This window comes from Clostridium drakei, assembly GCF_000633595.2.
Taxonomy (GTDB): Bacteria; Bacillota; Clostridia; order Clostridiales; family Clostridiaceae; genus Clostridium_AM; species Clostridium_AM drakei.
Genome location: NZ_JIBU02000023.1, coordinates 239,188 through 260,003 on the forward strand (window position 1 = coordinate 239,188; position 20,816 = coordinate 260,003).

Genomic DNA, 20,816 nt, shown 5'->3' on the forward strand with positions numbered 1-20,816 from the left:
ATTAAGTTTAATCTAATTTTGTTTAATTATTCCTACTGCTACTCCTATAATCCTTGCCCCTTCATCATTAATGCGAATAGGTTCATATTTCTTATTTTCAGGCATAAGGTATATGCCTTCTTTTTTATTTACAAACCTTTTTAGTGTAGCATTTCCATCTAAATTAACTGCTACAATATCCTTATTTTGAACTGTATATTGTTTTTTGATTATCACGTAATCTCCATTATCTATATCAGCACCAATCATACTGTCTCCTCTAACTTTTAATATGAAACAATCCTTCATTCCTTTAAGCCAATAATTTGGAACATAAAAAACATCTTCAATTTCAGGATTCATGAGTATTGGTTCTCCTGCTGCTATATCGTTATATACAGGTAACTTTTTTAATTCCTCTTCACTATATTTATATTGCGAATCTGAATCTTTTACTATTATTTCAGAAATATTATTTATATCTCTAGATAATTCATAATCCCTTCCATGCTTTATGTCACAATACTTAAATGATTCCATAGAATAGTCAATACTTTTCTTTTCCACATGATCTTCATATCTTTTAGTAAATATGTGTCCTTTTACTTTTGATGGTAATCCTAAACTGCTAATTTTACGTGATTTTATCAACCATCCATTTGAATTTTTGCAATTATCTTTACTAACTACATAAGTAGTGCTAAAATAAGTCTCCTTACTATTTAGCTCTCTTACTAATTCTAATTGTACCTTAGTTAGATTTTGACTTTCGTCTACTATAATATGGGTATATCTTTCATCAGTAATATTTTTACATTGCTGTAGTGCTATTAATGCCATATCTTCTAAATCAATTAATTTTTTTTCTTCAAGCTTTTCATTGTATAAAGTCATAATTTTAAAAATAGCTTCTCTTATATCAGAGTTTTTCATCAATCTTCTAGGTCCTTGAATTTTACTATTACTTCTTCCTATTCTATCAGCATCTTGATAATTCTCGAGTATAGTATAATTGCAACTTTTAATCCAACTTATCTCATCTATAATAAACTCTATATACTTACTGTTCAATATCTTTATCTTCTCATATGACTTTTTAACATTTTTTATGCATTGAACTAATATTTCTTCCTTTTCCTTTTTACTTTCTATTAAATTATAATTACTATATTTTTCGTTATACTGAAAATATTTATATATAATATCCTCTATACTATGTATACATAATTTATCATCTGACTTTGAAAATAAGGTCATATAATTAAATTTAGTATTTTCTTTTGCTTTATCATAAATTTTTTTTATATTTTCAATCTGTGTACTATCTCCAGCAATCATCAAAATTCTATCTTTGTCATATAAACAATAGTAATTTTCTAAATACACGACTCTATACACTGCTGTTGTAGTTTTCCCCGCGCCTGTTACTCCCTTTAGCAAATTATATCCTAGCGATTTATTTTCAACTAATTTTATCTGTGCTGCATTTAATTCCATAACCACACCTCCTTGTATAGGAATAACCTTTAATTTAAGTATATTATAACTTAAATTGTTGTGTTATGTTATAAATATTTTATTAAAAATAAAGTAATTGCCTCCAGTTAAAGTTCTAACTAGAATCATTATTCATTAATTATAAGTAATTTCAAAATCATATTTATAAATATAACAAAAACACCAACATAGTACATAATGTTATCTGCATTACTATATGCTGGTTTTCATAAATTACTTATTTAAATTTCACTTTAATATTGATTACATTTTCCTATGTACTACAAAATAAACCCTATTTATTCCCTACCTCTAAAGTATATAGACAACTCTTTAGGATCTCTGACCAATATTTTTTTATCTACATATTTAACCATACCACTTTTTTCAAGCCTCTTCATGCATCTTGATATAGTTTCTCTTGTACTTCCTAACATATCTGCTAAATAAGTAATGCTTATATTCATATCAATTAACGTTCCTTCTTCCACTTCAACTCCATAATCTTTACACAATTTCCACAGTTTTGCTGAAAGCTTTTTATCCATCTTAATAGGTACAGTATTTTTAAGCTGCCTATAAAGTCTTCTAATTTTTCGAGCCATAGAATTTATTATAACTTTTGTCAATTGAAAATCTCCTGCCATAATTTCCAATAAATCCTTCTTATTAAAACATAAGACACAGCTTTCCTGGAAAGCCTCACAATTTATAGACGCAGGTAAATCATCAAAGATAACTTCATTAACAAAATCTCCATCACCTAAAATATAAACTACTCTTTTTTGTCCCTCTTCTGAATTTCTATACATAGTTAGTCTTCCATGTAAAATCAAATATATTTTATTAACCTTCTGTTTTTCATAAAACAAAAGTTCTCCTTTTTTAAGCCTTACTTTAAAAGCCTTAGCTTTTAACAATTCTAAAGTTCTTTCATCTATTCCTTTAAAAACTGATATTTGATTAAAATCTTGTTCTGTGGCCTTAATCATTATTATCTCAACCCCATATTTTAATTTATTTAAATCAAATTCTCTTTTTATAATTTTATTTTAACAATTTTACATACATTTGTCAGTAACTAATGTTACAAAAATACGCTAAAAAAAACGGACATCAATGTCCGTTCTTTAAATCAGGTTATTACCAATAAATATTACCTTGTATTTCCACTTTATCTCCTAATTTTATGTCTTTTAATGCCCATTTCTTATATTCCTGATATCCAGTTCTATCTATAATATATCCAATGTGTTCCTTACCTAATGGCGCATCTTTATCAATATACTCTTCTATAAAATCATAAGTGTTCAATACAATTTTTATTATACTTTCTTCATCTATCCATTTAGCAAAATCCTTAGCAAGTCTCGGATTTTTCTTGCCTGTTCTTCCCATTATAACTAGTTTAAAGTATTTTTCATCACTTCGTGTCCAGGCACCTGTTGGACATTTACCAACACATTCTCCACAGCCAATACACTTATCATGATCTCTTACAACCTTAAAATTTTCAAAACGTAATGCTCCTGCTGATCTTTTTTTACAATTCTTAACACAAGCTTGACATCCTATACATCTATAACTGTCATATTGTGGTTCAGTCATTCCTATAATTCCGAAATCCTGCATTCTAGCTTTTACACAATCGTTAGCACATCCTGTAAATGCAATTTTTACATGACGATCATTAGGAAAAATTGCTTTTTCCATTTTCTTTGCAAACTCAGATGTATTATAATTACCAAAAGGACAGACATTATTTCCTATACAGGCAGATATATTTCTCGTACCAGATGAAGCATATCCTGTATTTGAATCAACTTGATTTATTTCTAAACCTTCTATTACAGGTTGAATCAATTCATTTATCTTTGGAATATTCCTCATATCTATTCCAGGTATTTCAAATCCTTGTCTTATAGTTATATGAACAGTTCCATCACCATATTCTTCAGCAATTTTTTGCAATATTTCAAAATGTTTTGCTTCCATATGTCCACCTGGAACCCTTATTCTTACCGCAGTCTTTCCTCTTTCCTTTGTAACTCTAAACGCATTCTTTTTTAGACGTTTTGTATTAATATCTATAGACATAGTTCTCCCCCCTTTAATCCATTAAATGTTTAGCCTTAGTATAGTTAAACACTGGTCCTTCTAAACAGATATAAGTATCATCCATTTTACAGTGTCCACACTTACCTAGACCGCAGCACATTTTTCTCTCATAGGAAACCCAAATATTTTCTTCTTTGATTCCTCTTTTAAGAAACTCAGCTATAGTAAACTTTATCATTATTGGAGGTCCAACAGCCACCACTTGTGCTTCTTCTATATTTTCGATTTTTAAATCTTTAATATAAGTAGTAATCAAGCCAACATTTCCATTATATCCTTCTTCAGCTTTATCTACAGTTACTGTAACATTTACATTTTCGCTCCATTTTTTTAGGGATTCTCTGAATAGTATGTCGTCTGGCGATTTAAATCCAACTAAAAGATCTAAGTTCTTAACTTCATCTCTGTGCGCTGAAAAATAATCTACAATTCCTTTAACAGGAGCTAGTCCAGTTCCACCTGCAGCTACAATAACTTCTTTTCCTTTATATATATTTACATCAAATCCATTTCCATAAGGTCCTCTCATAAAAAGTGTATCTCCTGGGAAGAAAGTATGAATAACATCTGTAACTACTCCCACACGTCTGATTGTTAAATCTATATATCCCTCTCCTATTTCACATACAGATATTGGAGCTTCTCCGTATTTAGGTATAGAAACCTCAAAGAATTGACCAGGCTTTACATCACCTGTAAATTCCATTCTAAACGTATAATCAATATCTGTATGTGGAGTAATACTAATTATCTTACTAGCCTTTGGTAAATATATATTCTCCATTTACTTCACCTCTTCTATAGCATTGTTTAATTTATTTATACAATTGGAAAGTGAGATATACTCTGGACAGGCATCATCACATCTTCCACAACCTACACACATGTGATAACCGAATCTCTTTTTAAAGTCATAGATCTTATGCATAACCTTAAATCTCATTCTTTCACCTTGATCTTTTCTAAAGCTATGTCCACCAGCCATATCCGTAAAGCCATCTACCTGACAAGAAGCCCAAACTCTTCTTCTTTCTCCAGTCTTTTCATTATCCTTGTAGAATATATCCTGCATTGTAAAACAAGCACAGGTTCCACAAACTGTATTACATCTGCCACAAGCTATGCATCTTTGTGAATACTCTTTCCATCCACTCCAACCAAATACGCTTGTATCTAAATTTTCAGGAACTTTTACTTCTTTTTCGTTAGATTCTACGAATTTAGGACTTACTTCAGACTGTTCAGAAGCCTCAAAATATTCTTTAAAGCTTTCATCCTTACATTCAACAAAAACTTGTCTATCTACTACTTTTACAAATAAATCGTATTCCTCTGTTTTGTTACTTTCCATACTTACACAGAAGCAGTTATCAAAGCTGTTTTCACATTCCATAAGTACAAATTTAACTTTTTCTCTTAATCTCTTGTAATATGGATCTTCAGCACCATTCTTTAAATATATTTGATCTAATCTCTTAACAGCATGTATATCACAGCTTCTTAAGAATATTAAAGCTTTTTTATCTTCTACTTTAGGTTCTGTTACACTATCTTCTGTAAAGTAGAATATAGTTTGTGTAATTGGAAGAATAACTTCCTTTGGTGAGAAATTAGATTTCTTATTAAATTCTATTTCCTCAACCTTACTAACTTCACCATACCTAACAGTATCTGTATCTGAAAATGTACCTTTACCTTTTAATAGTATAGGAGCATAAACCTTATATTCATCTCCTATTGCAGCTAAAAAATCATTAAACTTTTCTGAGTTTAATTTATATCCCATATTAATCCTCCTTATGCTACTTTAATTTTAATTATCTAAATTCTTCAGGATTTTTTGTTAGATATATACCAATAAGCTATGCCAACAAAAATCATTCCACCAACAATATTGCCCAAGGTAACCGCTGATAGGTTATACATAAATCCACTGATGGATACTGCTGCTTTGTGTGGAATCATTAAAGCTATTGAAAGCAATGTCATATTTGCTACACTATGTTCAAAACCTGAAGTTATAAATGCAAACAAACACCAAAATACCATGATAAGCTTTGCAGCTTCATCCTTTAATTTGAAAAAACACCATACGGCTAAACACACTAAAATATTACATAAAATTCCTCTTACAAATAGCTCCATATATGGTGCTGTCATTTTTGCAGCTGATGTTTTTAAAATAAATTCAGCTGTAGTACCTTTCCAAAGTCCTGATTGTACAAATAGTGCTGCTAAAACTACAGAACCCAAAACGTTTCCAATATAACTAAAAATCCATATGCCCCAAACTGAACTCCAAGAAACCTTTTTCTCTAGGGCACCTATTGGCATAATCATGTTATTACCTGTAAATAGTTCTGAACCAGCGGCTAATACTAAACTTAATGCGATTCCAAAAGAAACTCCCATTGCGATTTTAGTAGCTGGTGCATTTACAGAGGATAGCAGTCCCCCTACCGTAAATATAAGTATAATTCCAAAACCTACAAACATACCTGCTAACGCCGATGCAATCAAATACCTGCTCTTACTTTCCTTTAAAAATGATGCCTTTTTTACTGCAGCTCCACTAAGTTTGTTAATTTCCTCGCTAAACAAATTTACCACCCTTTCAAATTTTTTATATTGTATTACATATCAACATAATTAGTTTGTATAAATTGTGGGCTTACTCAAACTGTTGCTTAGACTCACAAAGTATGATCTTCTACAGTTTTGCATTTTTATAGTGAGACGGAAGCATCCTCGTGTATGCTATTTTCTATCCCTCACTATATGATAAATATATCACAACTTCTTTTTAAACTCTGTGACGTCCATCACGTTTGTTAATTTTTTAAATTTTGCTAATAACTGGTGAATTCTTCGCACCCATTCTAAAAATTGCTAAAATTAAAAGTGATACTATAGCTAATGCTGAAAATACTAAGAAGCCTTTAGAAAATCCACTTAAATTTACACCAGTTTTATCTATAAATGATGCCATTACAGGTGGTATAACAAATCCTCCAAAAGCACCTATTCCTCCAACCCATCCTGAAGCTCCTCCTATTGCATGTGGCACTTCTTTTGGAAGTATTTTAAATACAGCAGCATTTGTTACGCCCATTCCAACTGCTAAAAATAAAATTCCTATTATAGCTATTGGTAATGAAGTAGCAATAACCATACAAATAGTTCCTATAAGCATTATAAAAAGAGATACATTAGAAACCCTTTCGCCTCCAAGCTTATCAGCTATCTTTCCACCATATATTCTTACAACAGACGTAATAATTGAGTAAAGTGCAGTTAGTACACCTGCCATTTTTATATTTAGTTTAAAGAAGCTCATCCAATAAGTAGGTAACCAGCTTGTTAGAGCTAAAAATCCTCCAAAAGTTGTAAAATATATTAATACTAGCGCCCAGGTCTTCCAAGTCCTTGCAGAAATCATTAAACTTTCACTTACTTTATCATTTGGAAATAATTCTTGTCCATATTCTGATGCAGCTATTCTTTTTGCTTCACCTTTTTCCACGCCAGCATCAATTAATTGGAAATACCATGCATTTTTACCTATAATACAATATGCTATGGTTCCTACTATTAAAAATATTAACCAAGCCAAATAAGAGCCTGATAATCCTAACAATGGCAGTGCAACATTAGGTAGTAATAATGTAAATATTCCTGGTGCCAGATTTCCAACACCTCCATATATGCCTAAAGCCGCTCCTTGTTTACTCTGAGGAAACCAATAAGATGCCTGGCTAACTCCAACAGAAAATGTAGCTATACCACAGCCAGATAATGCTCCAAAAATTAATAACAAAGAATAATACTGACTTAAATTTTGTTTAAAAAATGCCATAATTATATACAAACCAGCCATTCCAATTATTGAAAGTCCAAGTAATGTGATAAAAGGTTTTCTTCCCCCATTTATATCTACCCAAGCTGCAAATGGAATTCTAAGCAATGAACCTGACAGATTTGGTATTGCAATAAGCAATGCTAATAGAATAGGATTAAGAGTTGAAAAACTTTGTTTAAACACAGCAATTGTAGCTCCATAAAGCGCTACTGCAGCAAATCCCACAAAAAAACCAGTAGTTGCTCCTGTTAATCCTTGCTTTGAGTTTCCTTTTACTTTTAAAGAATTCATTATTTTTCCCCCTTATATTATTGACTATTTTAAAAATTGTTAATTATTTAACCTCAGCTTTTAAAATAAGTCCATTTATTATTACGGTAAGTATATCATTATACATTTTTTTGTTCCGTGATTTATATCACGCTCTATAAGTTTCTCTTAAATTTTTAAAACAACCTTTTTCTTAAATGGTGAAACTATCAACTATGTCCAAATGCTCTATATAAAAAAAGGTAATGACATGCTTATGGGGTAAAACATATCATTACCTTTTCTTATTTAATGTACATACTAATTTAGACTAGCTAATATGTAAATTCAAAATTTTCCTTAATATTAAAGAAATCAGAGTAATCTATTTTAAATATTGGCTTTTTAACCTTTGAAACATCAATTTTAGCTCTAATCAATTGAGTCAAAATACCAACATAAGATAAATCACCTTGAAGAATAGCTCCATAAATCCTGCCATCCTTATATATTACCTTTTTATAATTTCCTCTATCATCACTTTCAATTTCAACTGTATAAGTTTCATCTGTAGGCTCATTAATTCCAAGAGACATTGTAGGAATACCTAAAAAATTCATTGTTGATTTGCTAGCAAAAAAATCAGTTATTTCACTTTTTATCCCTACCATATTACTTGCTGCAATAATTCCTTCCTTAACAGCTGTAGGCCAAATAGGATTTCTTCCTGTAACATCTCCTGCACCATAAATATCTTCACAATTTGTTTTTCCAAACGCATCAATAATAAGTCCAAACTTATCAGTTTCGACACCTGAACCTTCTAGAAATCCAACATTAGCACGAACACCAGCTGCAACTACTAATAAATCACATAGAATTTTTTCTCCAGTTGTTAACAATATATCTGTAATTTTTCCTTCTTCATCAACAATTAATTCCTTAATTCCTTTTTCATAATATTGCTTGACACCTTTACTTTCCAAACCTTTTTCATAAGCTGAAGCCGCTCTTTTATCAAGCTGAATTGAAAGCATATGATCCTTCATTTCAACAAGAGCAATATTTTTACCAGTATGAAGCAGACCCGAAATAACATCTATTCCTATAAGTCCAGCCCCCATAATTACTATATTATCACATGTCTTTGACAACTCCATTACCTTTTCACAATCATCGAAATTACGAAATCCGATAGCATTAGGTGCAGTCTTTAAGTTCGATATAGGTGGGAAGAATGTGTTTGATCCTGTTGCTATAAGCAATTTATCAAATTTTACTATTCTTTCATCTAAAAGCAAAACTTCCTTTGAATTCACATCAATTTTAACAGCTTCATTTCCCTTAATCCATTCAATATCATTCTTATTTATAAAATCGTCTTCAACAAACTCAAGTCTTTTAACATCACGAATGCCTTCCATATAATGATGAAGTATACATCTAGAATAAATTTTATCATCCTTTGATATCAACATAATTTCAGCTTCTTTATCCAAGTTTCTAAGCTGGCGAACTCCATTAATTCCTGATGCTGAAGCACCCAAAACAACATATTTCATAAAACTCCCTCCTGTAATCCTTACGCTTCTTCTAGCGTTATTGCACCCATTGGACATTTTTCCACACACATAGGTTTTGGTTCATTATTTTCTGTACGATGAACACACATATTACATTTCATAATCTCTTTATTTTGAATTCTATCACTTTTCAATACACCATAAGGACATGCCATTATGCACATATAACAACTTGCACATTGTTCTTTATCATATTGAACCAATCCAGTTTCTGTATTCTTAGACATAGCACCAGTCATACATGTATAAACACATTCTGGTTTATCACAATGACGGCAGAAAATAGGTGCAGGTTTCGTTTTACTATCTATAGTTACACGATTTCTTGCATCACTACTTTCATGGCTAACAATGCAGGCAGTAACACAAGTTAAGCATCCTATACATTTACTTCTATCAATCTTTATTCTTTTCATAATTTAGATTCCTCCCATCTTAATCTTTGAAATATTAATTGGAGTAGTCTTATATGAAGGTTCTTTGGAATAAGAATCATATAAAGATGGTGTTAAATTATTACATTCCAAATAGTGCAAAGGTGCATAAAGCTCATCATATCTAACATTGTCTGTAAGCTTAACCATGAAATTTGAATGCTTTCCATTTATAGAAGAAACTTTGATCATTTCATTTTCTTTAATATCAATTTCTTTGGCAAGTTTAGTATTAATATAGATATATGCATCTTTAACACTGACATCTTCAACAAATGCAACTTCCCTTGTACGTGTTTGGGTATGCCATTGTCCAACACTTCCTCTACCTGTGTTCAGTGTATATGGGAATTTCTTTGTAGTTACTAATGGATTCTCACGTACTTTTTCAAATACAAATTTAGCTTTCTTTGAAAGTGTATAATATATATTGTCTTCAAATAAACGTCTTTGGTCATCCTTAAGGACTTCTCCTTCTCTAAAAGGCCATTGTATCCCCTTTGAGTCTACTAATTCGTCATAACTAACTCCAGTCATATCACAAGGCATATTCCTTGAACATTCCTTCATTAAATTAAAGGCATCTTTTGGAGTTTTCCATTTATCAAGAAGACTTCCCATACCTAATGCTTTTCCAATACCATATATAATTTCATAGTCACTTCTTTCATCTTTTGATTTCTGGAGTACTGGTCGCATAGCAGAGATACGTCTTTCTGTATTGATATATGTTCCTTCCTTTTTTATACCAGGAACAGCTGGAAGGTATATATCACAATCTTTTGAACTATCTGTATCACCGTAGATATCTTGTACTACAAATAATTCTAATTTTTTCATTGCTTCTTTAAAAGTCTCATTATTAGTCCATGAATGGCGAGGATTTGTACATACAATCCATAAAGCTTTTATTTCTCCAGAAATTATTTTTTCAATTATAACGTTATAAGGCAGTGTTGGCTTATCTGCAAGTACATCATCACTAACACCAAGAACTTCTGCCACTCGCCTACGTCTATCAATATTGTCAAAATCTCCACCAGCATAGAGCATTGTAGTATTGCTATATGCACGGGAACCCATAGCATTACACTGACCTGTAATAGAATTAGCCCCAGTACCTGGTTTGCCAATATTACCTGTCATTAAAGCTAAATTAATAATAGCTTGAGCTGTTCTAACTGCTTCATATCCTTGATTAACTCCCATAGTCCACCAAAATGAAACCCTTTTACCGCTATGGATTAATTCTACCAATTCTAAGATTGAAGTTTCAGCAAGTCCTGTTGATTCAGCTGCTTTTTCTACAGTATATTCTTTAACAAATTCTTTAAAAGCTTCAAATCCTTCCGTATAATTCTTTACATATTCATTATCTATGTATCCTTTTTCTATAAGCTTATTAGCTATTGCATAAAGCAATATTAAGTCCGTTTTCCCTTTAATATCATACCAATAATCAGCATTCTGTGCTGTTTCTGATTTTCTTGGATCTATAACTATTAATTTTTTATTTCTATTTTCTCTTATTCTTCCCCATAATATGGGATGTGCTAAAACTGGATTAGCTCCAATTAATATTATTGTATCGGAAAGTTCTGCATCCTTTAATGTATATGGTGGTGCATCAAACCCAAAACTCTGCTTATGAGTAACTACTGCTGTTGCCATGCAAAGTCTAGTATTTCCATCCACATTAGCCTTTAAGTAATTTCTCATTACATGACCAAATAATGCGAACTCCTCCAAGGCCAGTTGACCAGTACCAAGACCTGCAATACTTTCTTTTCCATACTTTTCTTGCAATTCTAAAAATTTATCTGCAACTAGTTTATATGCATCATCCCAAGGAATTCTTTTAAAAGAACCATCTTTTTGTCTAAGTCTAGGCAATGTTGATTCTCTCACTATTGTTTGCTGCTTATCCAATGAAATTCCTTTGATACATGAAAAACCATCATTTACTGGATAACCTTTTGTTGGTATTACTTTAACTATTTTATTGTTTTCAACATAAAAATCTAAATTACAATCTAAGGCGCAATAATTGCATGTTGATTGAATTTTTTTCATAACTATCCCTCTTTCACAAATTTAATATTAATGGTTATATTATTCATATTTATATCATCAATTGTTTCAAAAAATTGTTAATTATTTAACTTTAATTTTTAAAAAAATGTTTTTTCCCTATTAATTGTAAGTATATCATGGTACATTTTTTTGTTCCGTGATTTATATCACATTTTTTGAGCTGTAAAAAAATAATATATAATAAAAAAAGCCTACTTATAAAATAGACTTTTTTAACATGGAATTTTATCCAGCGTATTGCTTTATTTTTTTTATATACTTTCTATCATTACTTATCCGCAAAAGGCTTTCTATAAAATATTTACTGTGACTTTTAGGCATCCGTTTCTTTTCTACTAATTTAATCATAACCATACATATATCATATTTTTTCACATGAGTATGTCCATACTTAAAATCTTTATGCCTATTGTGAACTATATAACCATCCCCAGTTTTATAAACCTTAAAATCTGGACTTTGATATATTTGTGTGCTCACTTCCATCACCCCATAATTATAATATCGAGATATTGATATTATTATAAAAATATTAAGGATAACTATATATTATGCATAAATATCTGTATAGAAAACTAGTATATATTATATTTTATCACATATACTAGTTTTTCGTTACAATTATGAAATGTTTTAATATTCTAATTAAACGTTTATTTCTGCTTCTTCTCCTAATAAATCTTTATTTTTCTCTAATATAGGTTTTATTTCTTCTTCTACAAAATCTACTACCTGTCCTGGTGCTCTTCCAACAAACTTCACTGGATCTATTAGTGATAATATCTCTTCTGAAGTCATATTAAAGAAAGAATCATTTATTATTCTTTCTATAAGATCATTATCCTTTCCTTCAACCTTTACCATTTTGGCAGCTTCCATGGAATGCTGTCTTATTCTTTCATGAAGTTCCTGTCTATCTCCACCTTTTTTTACAGATTCCATAATTATATTTTCTGTTGCCATGAAAGGAAGTTCCTTCTTAACGTGTGATTCAATAACTTTTGGATATACTACCATATTCGAGGACACATTCATATAAAGATTTAATACACCATCTAATGCTAGAAATGCTTCTGCTACAGATATTCTTTTATTTGCAGAATCATCTAATGTTCTTTCAAACCATTGAGTAGCAGCTGTTATCGCTGGATTCAATGAATTAACTATTATATATCTCGAAAGAGCTCCCATTCTTTCTGATCTCATAGGATTTCTCTTATATGCCATAGCCGATGAACCTATCTGATTCTTTTCAAAAGGTTCCTCCATTTCTTTCATATTTTGGAGTATTCTTAAATCATTACTAAATTTATATGCACTTTGAGCAACTTCTGAAAGAGTATTTAATATTGTTGAATCTAACTTTCTTGTATAAGTTTGACCTGTTACCATAAACTCTTTCTTAAATCCCATCTTTTCAGTAACCATTCTGTCTAAAGTTTTTACTTTGGTTTCATCTCCATTAAAAAGCTCCATAAAGCTTGCTTGAGTACCTGTAGTTCCCTTTACTCCTCTGAATCTCATTTGATCTATTAAAAAATCTATGTTTTCTATATCTAAATAAAGATCTTGAATCCAAAGTGATGCTCTTTTTCCTACAGTAGTTAGCTGTGCAGGTTGAAGATGGGTAAACCCAAGAGTAGGTAAGTCTTTATACTCTAAAGCAAACTTAGTCAAAGAATTTATAGTATTGATAATTTTTTTCTTTATTATAAAAAGAGCTTCTTTCATTATTATTAAATCAGTATTATCCCCTACATAGCAACTTGTAGCTCCTAAATGTATTATTCCTTTAGCTTTAGGACATTGTACACCATATGCATATACATGGCTCATAACATCATGTCTTACTTCTTTTTCTCTTTTTTCTGCTACTTCATAATTTACATTATCTACATTTTCTTTCAGTTCTTTTATTTGTTCATCATTTATGTTTAAACCTAGCTCTTTTTCACATTCAGCTAGAGCCACCCATAATTTTCTCCAAGTCTTAAATTTCATTTCATCAGAAAATAAATAACTCATTTCTTTAGATGCGTATCTAGTATTTAAAGGTGTGTTATATATATCTCTTTGTTTCATAATAAAAGTACCTCCAATGCGTATATAATTTATAATTTTGCCTTTTTAATTCATATTATAACATATGTTTAATTCATTTCATATATATTATGTTCGTATTTTTATTTTTTATTATTTAACTTCAATAAATTGTTCTATTTTATGCATTACAATTAATATAATTTATTAGATCAAGTTTATTAGATTTGGGGGTATGAGAATTTATGTACAAGTTTAGCATTTTAGACAAAATTTCTCTCGTATTAGTAATACTAGGTGCCATTAACTGGGGACTCATAGGTTTATCAAATATTAATTTAATAGGATTCTTTTTAGGAGAACCAGCTGATTTAATAGGTAGGATTATATATATATTAATAGGTGTATCTGGTCTCAACATATTACTTATTCTTTTTAGAATGAAAAATGCTGTAAATATTAAGCCAATAAATAAAAGGCTCTAAGAGAGCCTTTTATTTATAAAAATCAAATATTATTCATCTAATGAATCTATTAATTTAGTAACTTCTTCTACAGCTAATGATTCATCATCACCTGATGCAATAATTTTAATAGTTGCATTTTTAGTAACTCCTAAAGATAGAACTCCTATTAAACTTTTTACATTAGCTTTTTTTCCATCAAACTCTATAGTTATGTCTGATTTAAAAGAAGACGCTTTTTTTACTAATAATGTAGCTGGTCTAGCATGTAAACCAGTTGCACTTTTAACTATAACTTCCTTAGATACCATTTAGTTCACCTCTATTTTAAAATTTTACATTGTACTAACTTTTCAATTCAATTATATCATTTTCTGTAGATGTTTCAACAATTATTTTTGTATGAAAATGGTTACATTGTAACAAATTTTACTTATGTCGACTTATTTATATATAATAGTATACCTAAATTTATGATTGTTATTTCAATTCAGTTATGAATTTTTCTATTCTATCTAATCCTGATTTTATGTTATCCATAGATGTAGCATAAGATAATCTTACATAGTTATCCATACCAAATCCTATACCTGGTATAACTGCAACCTTTTTTTTTTCTAAAAGTGCTTGTGAAAAAGTTAATGAATCCTTAATTTCACACTCATTAGACTTTTTACCAAATGTCTTTGATATATTCATCATTACATAAAAAGCACCTTTAGGTTCAGTACAAGATAAATTTTCTATTTCATTTATCTTTTTTACCATGTAATCTCTTCTATTTCTAAATTCTTTTACCATTTTTTCAATTTGTTCTTCATCACCATTTAAAGCTGCTACAGATGCATACTGCGCAATTGAATTAGGATTAGCTGTGGTATGACTTTGAAGACTTGACATCAATTTTATTATTTCTTCATTAGCTGCAGCATATCCAATTCTCCAGCCTGTCATAGAATAAGTTTTAGAAACTCCATTTATAGTTATAGTCCTATTGTAAGCATCCTCTGAAAGACTTCCAATGCTTATATGTTTTTCATCTCCATATATAAGTTTTTCATATATTTCGTCAGATAATATTATTAAATCATGCTTCTTAGCTAATTCCGCTATAGCTGTTAATTCTTCTTTTGTATAAACAGTTCCTGTAGGATTATTAGGACTATTTACAAGTATAATTTTCGTTTTATCTGTTATTGCTTTTTCTAAATCTTTTATATCATATTTAAAATTATTAGCTTCACTAGTTTCTATAAATACAGGTACACCATCTGCTAATTTTACTAGTTCAGGATAGCTTACCCAATATGGTATTGGTATTATAACTTCGTCTCCAGGGTTCAATGTTGCTGAAAAAGCATTTGCTAAACACTGCTTTGCACCTGTAGAAATTATGATCTGTGAAGAATTATATTTTAGGCCATTATCCTTATAAAACTTATTAGCAATAGCTTCTTTTAATTCTGTAATTCCAGATGCAGCTGTATACTTCGTAAATCCCTGCTTTATAGCTCCGATAGCTGCATTTTGTATATTTTCTGGAGTATTAAAATCTGGTTCTCCAGCTCCAAATCCAATTACATCAATTCCTTCTGACTTCATTTTTTTAGCCTTTGCTGTTATAGCCAATGTAATAGATGGCTGAATTTGCTGTGCTTTTTTTGATAGTATCATTTTTACTTCCTCCATATATAGTAAATTTTAAATATTTGACTAAATTGCAACTTAAAAATTTCGTTTAGTTATAATATACCATCATATTTACATGTTTACAATTAAATATTTTATTTTTTGCAATTTAACGGACTTGATTCATGCATAATAACTATATTCGAATCTACTTAATTATTATATCAAACACTTATTACTACCTGAAATTTATAATTTTAACTTCTAGATACAAATATTACACCTATTATAATAAAAACAACACCTGCTATTCTTATTATTGATATATTTTCTTTAAAAATAAAATAAGAAAAAAACATGATCAGTACATATCCTATACTAACCATAGGATATGCATAACTTAACTCCACTTTACTTAAAACTTTTATCCACAATAAAAAACTTACTCCATAAGATATAATACCGCACATTACCGGTACATTTTTCAAAATTCCTAAAATACTAGGTATTAAATAACTACCAGAAAAATTCAACTGCAAATTAACCGCTCCATATTTAACTAAAACCTGTCCAATAGCTCCTAAAAAAACTGAAATTAAAATTAAACCTATCATACTCGCAACTCCTCATATCCATTTATTAAAGCATCAATAAAGTTACAAAAGCTATATATCATTATAAATATTTCAGGAAAAGCATATCTTCCTTGACCTTCTGTCACAAAATAAACTGAAGTAAACATAAAAAATAACACAACTAAATATAAATTAAACTTGTTTAATAACTCAGTTTGTTTCTTAAATATACTTCTTAAAATACACATGCTGTAAATTAATATATATACAATACCAAAACCAAATACTAAGTTTCTTATATTATTGGTTATATTTAGCATAGTTGTTTTAGTATGATCGCTTATCCCACTTCCGTAAGTACTATATAAAATATCATCTCCTACAAAATATGTATTAAACAATCTTTTAATCCCTAATTCTACAAACTGTACTGGATGACCTTTAATCCAATTCTTTGCTGCATTGCTTAACATTTTATTCTTTTGAGTCATATTAGCACTTTTATATTCATCCGTTTTTACTATAGAATTCTCTACTTCTTCTGCTGCCATCCATCTTCCTATATTGTTTTGAGAGTTATTGTTTATATATAAAACTATTCCTCCATTATTAGAAACATAAGTAAGTTGACCTACTAGCTTTGTATTTCTATAAATCCACGGTGAAATCACTAATGCGGAAACTAAAAGAACCACAAAAGAATTTTTGATAGACTTCATAAACTTCTTTTCTTTAAGCAAATCTACTAAAAATATTGCAAAGAAAAAAATTGCAAAAAAAGGCTTTACCATAGTATTGAACCCAGTCAAAATACCTATCCATAAATATTTAAATTTTGCATTTCCAAAATATATATTAGTAATTAAAAGTAAAATTGTAGTAAATAGCACTTCTGTTGCAAGAATACTATTATAAAATATGTTATTAGGCATAAATACAAATATAGCAAATATTATTTTCTTTTTTCTTTCTTTAATATCTAATTTATCTAATATGGAAATAAAGCATATATTACTTACAAAGATGAGCAATATATTAAATATTTTTGCTTTAAGTATACTAGCTCCAAATAGCTTAAATATGCCTCCTAATACTATACAATACCCTACAGATGTATAAGTATCTCCCCAAGGGAGACCATTGGCTATATTAACTGATAAGTTGTAATAATAGTCAAAATCAGAAAAGGGCTGTGTATTTACAAAAGTTACCCATAGTATAGAAGCTATCAATCCCAAAACTATTATAACTTTATAATACATACTTTCTTTTAAACTTTTGATTTTCATGTATAAAATCCTTTCCAAACTATAAGTTTAAATTGCTATTATAATTTAAAATATATTATGAACAAAACTGATATTCCCCACATAATTATATTTATTAAAAAAGGTTTATCCTTTCCAAACACATCTTCTGGCTTTCCTCCTATATTCTTCTTGTCCATTAAATACTCATATCTAAAAATTCCATATAAAATAAATGGAATAGTAAATATCATAGTTTTACTTTGTACAGAACTAAAAGTATATAAGCAATAGGCCATAAGAATAGATGGTGTTACTATAGTCAACATTTTATCAAGCATGGCAACCGAATACTCCTCAAGTATTTTTCTGTGAGAACCACTCTTATCTTTTAGTGTTATAATTTCACTTTTTCTCTTGTTAAGTGCTAAAAATAACGATAATAAAATTGTACACAAGAACAGCCATGAAGATACCCTTACTCCAGTAGCAAGACTTCCGCTTTCTACTCTTAAAACAAATCCAAATGTAATTACCATAACATCAATAATTACTATATTTTTTAATTTAAAACAGTATGCTATGTTTATTATCATATATATTATAAGCATAGCAGAAACTTTAATACTTAAATACATATATGAAGAAAATAAAACACCGCAAACTATAAAAAAATCCAAAACAATTGCTTGTCTTTTTGATACTCTTCCACTTGGCAGTGGTCTATTTTTTTTATCTGGATGACATCTATCCTTTTCTATATCAACTATATCATTTAATACATATATAAAAGAAGATGTAAAACAAAATAAAATAAAAGTTAAAATATTTGAATATAATATATGTATATTAAAAAAGTTTCCTGAAAAAACTATGGCTGCAAATACAAAACAGTTTTTAATCCATTGCTTCGGTCTTAATAATTTCAGAATTGCTTTAATGTCCATTTTTTCCTCCTAAAAATCAACGATTGTATTATCATATACCTTTTACATTTTAGCACAGCACAAAATATAGTCAATATAATTATGCTAAAACTAAAGGATTTGAATTAAAATTCAAATCCCTTTATAAATCTTATTATTCTTATCTTGGCTGTACTATTAACTTTATAGCAGTTCTTTCTTCTCCATCTATCTCGATATCAGTAAACGCTGGAATACATATTAGGTCTATTCCACTTGGTGCTACAAATCCTCTTGCTATAGCCACAGCTTTTACAGCTTGATTCAATGCTCCTGCTCCTATAGCTTGTATTTCTGCAGCTCCTCGTTCTCTTAAAACTCCTGCTAGAGCACCTGCAACTGAATTTGGGCTTGATTTTGCTGAAACTTTTAATACTTCCATAATAAACCTCCTATATGTTATATTAACTTAATTAGTTATTGTTACTACTTTATAATATTCTACAAAAAATTAAAAATTCCTTTTAAATTTTGTAAAGCTTTAAACTTTACAGAATTCAAAAGGAATAATTATCATCTTAGCTATTTTGCATATTCGATGGCACGTGTTTCTCTTATAACATTAACCTTTATTTGACCAGGATATTCTAATTCATTCTCTATGGTTTTAACTATGTTTCTTGCCATTTCAATAGCACCTGCATCATCAATTTCTTCTGGTTTTATCATAATTCTGATTTCTCTACCTGCTTGAATGGCATATGACTTTTCTACCCCTTCACATGTGTTTGCTATTTCTTCTAATTTTTCTAATCTTTTAATATAAGCTTCTAAAGTTTCTCTTCTTGCTCCAGGTCTTGCAGCTGATATTGCATCTGCTGCTTGAACAAGTACCGCTTCTAAGGATATAGATTCTACATCCCCATGATGAGCTGCAATAGCATTAACTATTATAGCAGATTCTCGATACTTCTTGGCAACTTCTGACCCAATGATAGCATGAGGCCCTTCTACTTCATGATCCACAGCCTTACCTATGTCATGTAATAATCCTGCCCTCTTAGCTATAGTTGGATCTATTCCAAGTTCTGAAGCCATAAGACCCGCCAAATAAGCAACCTCTATAGAATGTTTTAGTACATTTTGACCATAACTGGTCCTATACTTCAATCTTCCTAATAACTTTATTAATTCTAAATGAAGACCGTGTACTCCTGTTTCAAAAGTTGCTTGTTCGCCTTCTTCTTTAATATCATTTTCAACTTCTTTTTTAGCTTTTTCAACCATTTCTTCGATTCTTGCTGGATGAATTCTTCCATCAATAATCAATTTTTCTAATGCTATTCTCGCTACTTCTCTCCTTATTGGATCAAATCCTGAAAGAATTACTGCTTCAGGTGTATCATCAATAATTAAATCTACACCAGTAAGAGTCTCAAGGGTTCTTATGTTTCTGCCTTCTCTACCTATTATTCTTCCTTTCATTTCATCGTTAGGAAGAGTAACTACATGAACTGTAGTTTCAGCTACATGATCTGCTGCACACCTTTGGATAGCACAAGTTATTACTTCTCTTGCTCTCTTGTCTGCTTCCTCTTTTGCTTTTGTTTCCACTTCTTTAATCATCATTGCAGATTCATGTTTTATTTCCTTACTAACTTCTTCTAATAAAATTTCTTTAGCTTCTTCAGTTGTTAAACCTGAAAGCTTTTCTAATTCTTCTCTTTCTTTTTCATACAATTTCTCTACATTTGCTTGAATTTCATTAATCTCTTGCTGCTTTTTACTTATATTTTCTTCTCTCTTTTCCAACATATCACTTTTTTTATCAAGTAATTCTTCTCTTTGGATTAACCTTCTTTCAAGCCTTTGGCTTTCATTTCTTCTATCTCTTGATTCTTTTTCTAAATCTGATCTTAATTTATGAACTTCTTCCTTAGCTTCAAGTATAGCCTCTTTCTTTTTAGACTCAGCATCTCTTTCTGTTTCTTCTTTTAATCTATTAGACTCTTCTTGAGCCTGTGATTTTATAGCATACGCTTTATTTTTTACAACATAAAACTCTACTAATAAACCAATGGCTATTATTACGCCAGCAATAATTTCATATATAATAGGACTCACATGAACACCTCCTTTGCTT

General features: G+C 29.8%; 20 protein-coding genes. 1 reads left to right on the plus strand and 19 read right to left on the minus strand.

The genetic code is table 11. From position 1 onward, the window contains the following. Positions 1-12: 12 nt before the first annotated feature. The 12 genes from lexA to purB form a co-directional block, all read right to left on the minus strand. Positions 13-1,476, minus strand: a complete 1,464-nt coding sequence (gene lexA, locus EG57_RS0212930) for a transcriptional repressor LexA (protein WP_032077611.1) — start codon at positions 1,474-1,476, stop codon at positions 13-15. A 299-nt stretch (positions 1,477-1,775) separates the two neighbouring features. Next, entirely contained in the window at positions 1,776-2,468 is a 693-nt protein-coding gene (locus EG57_RS0212935) for a Crp/Fnr family transcriptional regulator (protein WP_032077612.1), read from the minus strand. 151 nt (positions 2,469-2,619) lie between these two features. Next, on the minus strand, positions 2,620-3,567 hold the full coding sequence (gene asrC / locus EG57_RS0212940; protein ID WP_200880561.1) for a sulfite reductase subunit C: 948 nt from the start codon (positions 3,565-3,567) through the stop codon (positions 2,620-2,622). A 19-nt stretch (positions 3,568-3,586) separates the two neighbouring features. Further along, entirely contained in the window at positions 3,587-4,378 is a 792-nt protein-coding gene (asrB, locus tag EG57_RS0212945; RefSeq protein WP_032077614.1) for an anaerobic sulfite reductase subunit AsrB, read from the minus strand. Continuing rightward, positions 4,379-5,380, minus strand: coding sequence for an anaerobic sulfite reductase subunit AsrA (gene asrA, locus EG57_RS0212950; RefSeq protein ID WP_032077615.1), 1,002 nt, complete (start codon positions 5,378-5,380; stop codon positions 4,379-4,381). Between the two features lie 44 nt (positions 5,381-5,424). Then, positions 5,425-6,195: a formate/nitrite transporter family protein gene (locus EG57_RS0212955; protein WP_032077616.1), complete on the minus strand. Its 771-nt coding sequence runs from the start codon at positions 6,193-6,195 to the stop codon at positions 5,425-5,427. Positions 6,196-6,433: 238 nt separating this feature from the next. Next, positions 6,434-7,744, minus strand: a complete 1,311-nt coding sequence (locus EG57_RS0212960) for an MFS transporter (protein ID WP_032077617.1) — start codon at positions 7,742-7,744, stop codon at positions 6,434-6,436. Positions 7,745-8,037: 293 nt separating this feature from the next. After that, the gene (locus EG57_RS0212965) at positions 8,038-9,264 is read right to left on the minus strand and encodes an NAD(P)/FAD-dependent oxidoreductase (RefSeq protein ID WP_032077618.1); all 1,227 of its coding nucleotides are present in this window, start codon (positions 9,262-9,264) and stop codon (positions 8,038-8,040) included. Between the two features lie 20 nt (positions 9,265-9,284). Beyond that, on the minus strand, positions 9,285-9,701 hold the full coding sequence (locus EG57_RS0212970; protein WP_032077619.1) for a 4Fe-4S dicluster domain-containing protein: 417 nt from the start codon (positions 9,699-9,701) through the stop codon (positions 9,285-9,287). 3 nt (positions 9,702-9,704) lie between these two features. Beyond that, positions 9,705-11,792, minus strand: coding sequence for a molybdopterin oxidoreductase family protein (locus tag EG57_RS0212975; RefSeq protein ID WP_032077620.1), 2,088 nt, complete (start codon positions 11,790-11,792; stop codon positions 9,705-9,707). 246 nt (positions 11,793-12,038) lie between these two features. Continuing rightward, positions 12,039-12,299: a hypothetical protein gene (locus EG57_RS0212980; protein ID WP_029161531.1), complete on the minus strand. Its 261-nt coding sequence runs from the start codon at positions 12,297-12,299 to the stop codon at positions 12,039-12,041. Positions 12,300-12,458: 159 nt separating this feature from the next. Next, entirely contained in the window at positions 12,459-13,895 is a 1,437-nt protein-coding gene (gene purB / locus EG57_RS0212985) for an adenylosuccinate lyase (protein WP_032077621.1), read from the minus strand. 203 nt (positions 13,896-14,098) lie between these two features. Between purB and EG57_RS0212990 the strand changes: the two genes are divergently transcribed. Next, a complete protein-coding gene (locus EG57_RS0212990; RefSeq protein WP_032077622.1) occupies positions 14,099-14,338 on the plus strand; it encodes a DUF378 domain-containing protein in 240 nt (79 codons plus the stop codon). Between the two features lie 29 nt (positions 14,339-14,367). Here the strand turns inward: EG57_RS0212990 and EG57_RS0212995 are convergent, their stop codons facing one another. The 7 genes from EG57_RS0212995 to rny form a co-directional block, all read right to left on the minus strand. Continuing rightward, complete coding sequence (locus EG57_RS0212995) at positions 14,368-14,628, minus strand: HPr family phosphocarrier protein (RefSeq protein WP_029161528.1); 261 nt, start codon at positions 14,626-14,628, stop codon at positions 14,368-14,370. 169 nt (positions 14,629-14,797) lie between these two features. Beyond that, positions 14,798-15,991 carry a pyridoxal phosphate-dependent aminotransferase gene (locus EG57_RS0213000; protein ID WP_032077623.1) on the minus strand — a complete coding sequence of 398 codons (1,194 nt, stop codon included), beginning with the start codon at positions 15,989-15,991 and terminating at the stop codon, positions 14,798-14,800. A gap of 212 nt (positions 15,992-16,203) precedes the next feature. Next, positions 16,204-16,560 carry an SMR family transporter gene (locus EG57_RS0213005; protein WP_032077624.1) on the minus strand — a complete coding sequence of 119 codons (357 nt, stop codon included), beginning with the start codon at positions 16,558-16,560 and terminating at the stop codon, positions 16,204-16,206. Next, positions 16,557-17,810, minus strand: a complete 1,254-nt coding sequence (locus EG57_RS0213010; RefSeq protein ID WP_032077625.1) for a glycosyltransferase family 39 protein — start codon at positions 17,808-17,810, stop codon at positions 16,557-16,559. The genes EG57_RS0213005 and EG57_RS0213010 overlap by 4 nt, the downstream gene beginning before the upstream one ends. Before the next feature lie 38 nt (positions 17,811-17,848). Then, a complete protein-coding gene (locus EG57_RS0213015) occupies positions 17,849-18,715 on the minus strand; it encodes a decaprenyl-phosphate phosphoribosyltransferase (RefSeq protein WP_032077626.1) in 867 nt (288 codons plus the stop codon). A 139-nt stretch (positions 18,716-18,854) separates the two neighbouring features. Next, positions 18,855-19,115: a stage V sporulation protein SpoVS gene (gene spoVS / locus EG57_RS0213020; RefSeq protein WP_007060056.1), complete on the minus strand. Its 261-nt coding sequence runs from the start codon at positions 19,113-19,115 to the stop codon at positions 18,855-18,857. A 140-nt stretch (positions 19,116-19,255) separates the two neighbouring features. Beyond that, on the minus strand, positions 19,256-20,797 hold the full coding sequence (rny, locus tag EG57_RS0213025) for a ribonuclease Y (RefSeq protein ID WP_032077627.1): 1,542 nt from the start codon (positions 20,795-20,797) through the stop codon (positions 19,256-19,258). Positions 20,798-20,816 lie beyond the last annotated feature (19 nt).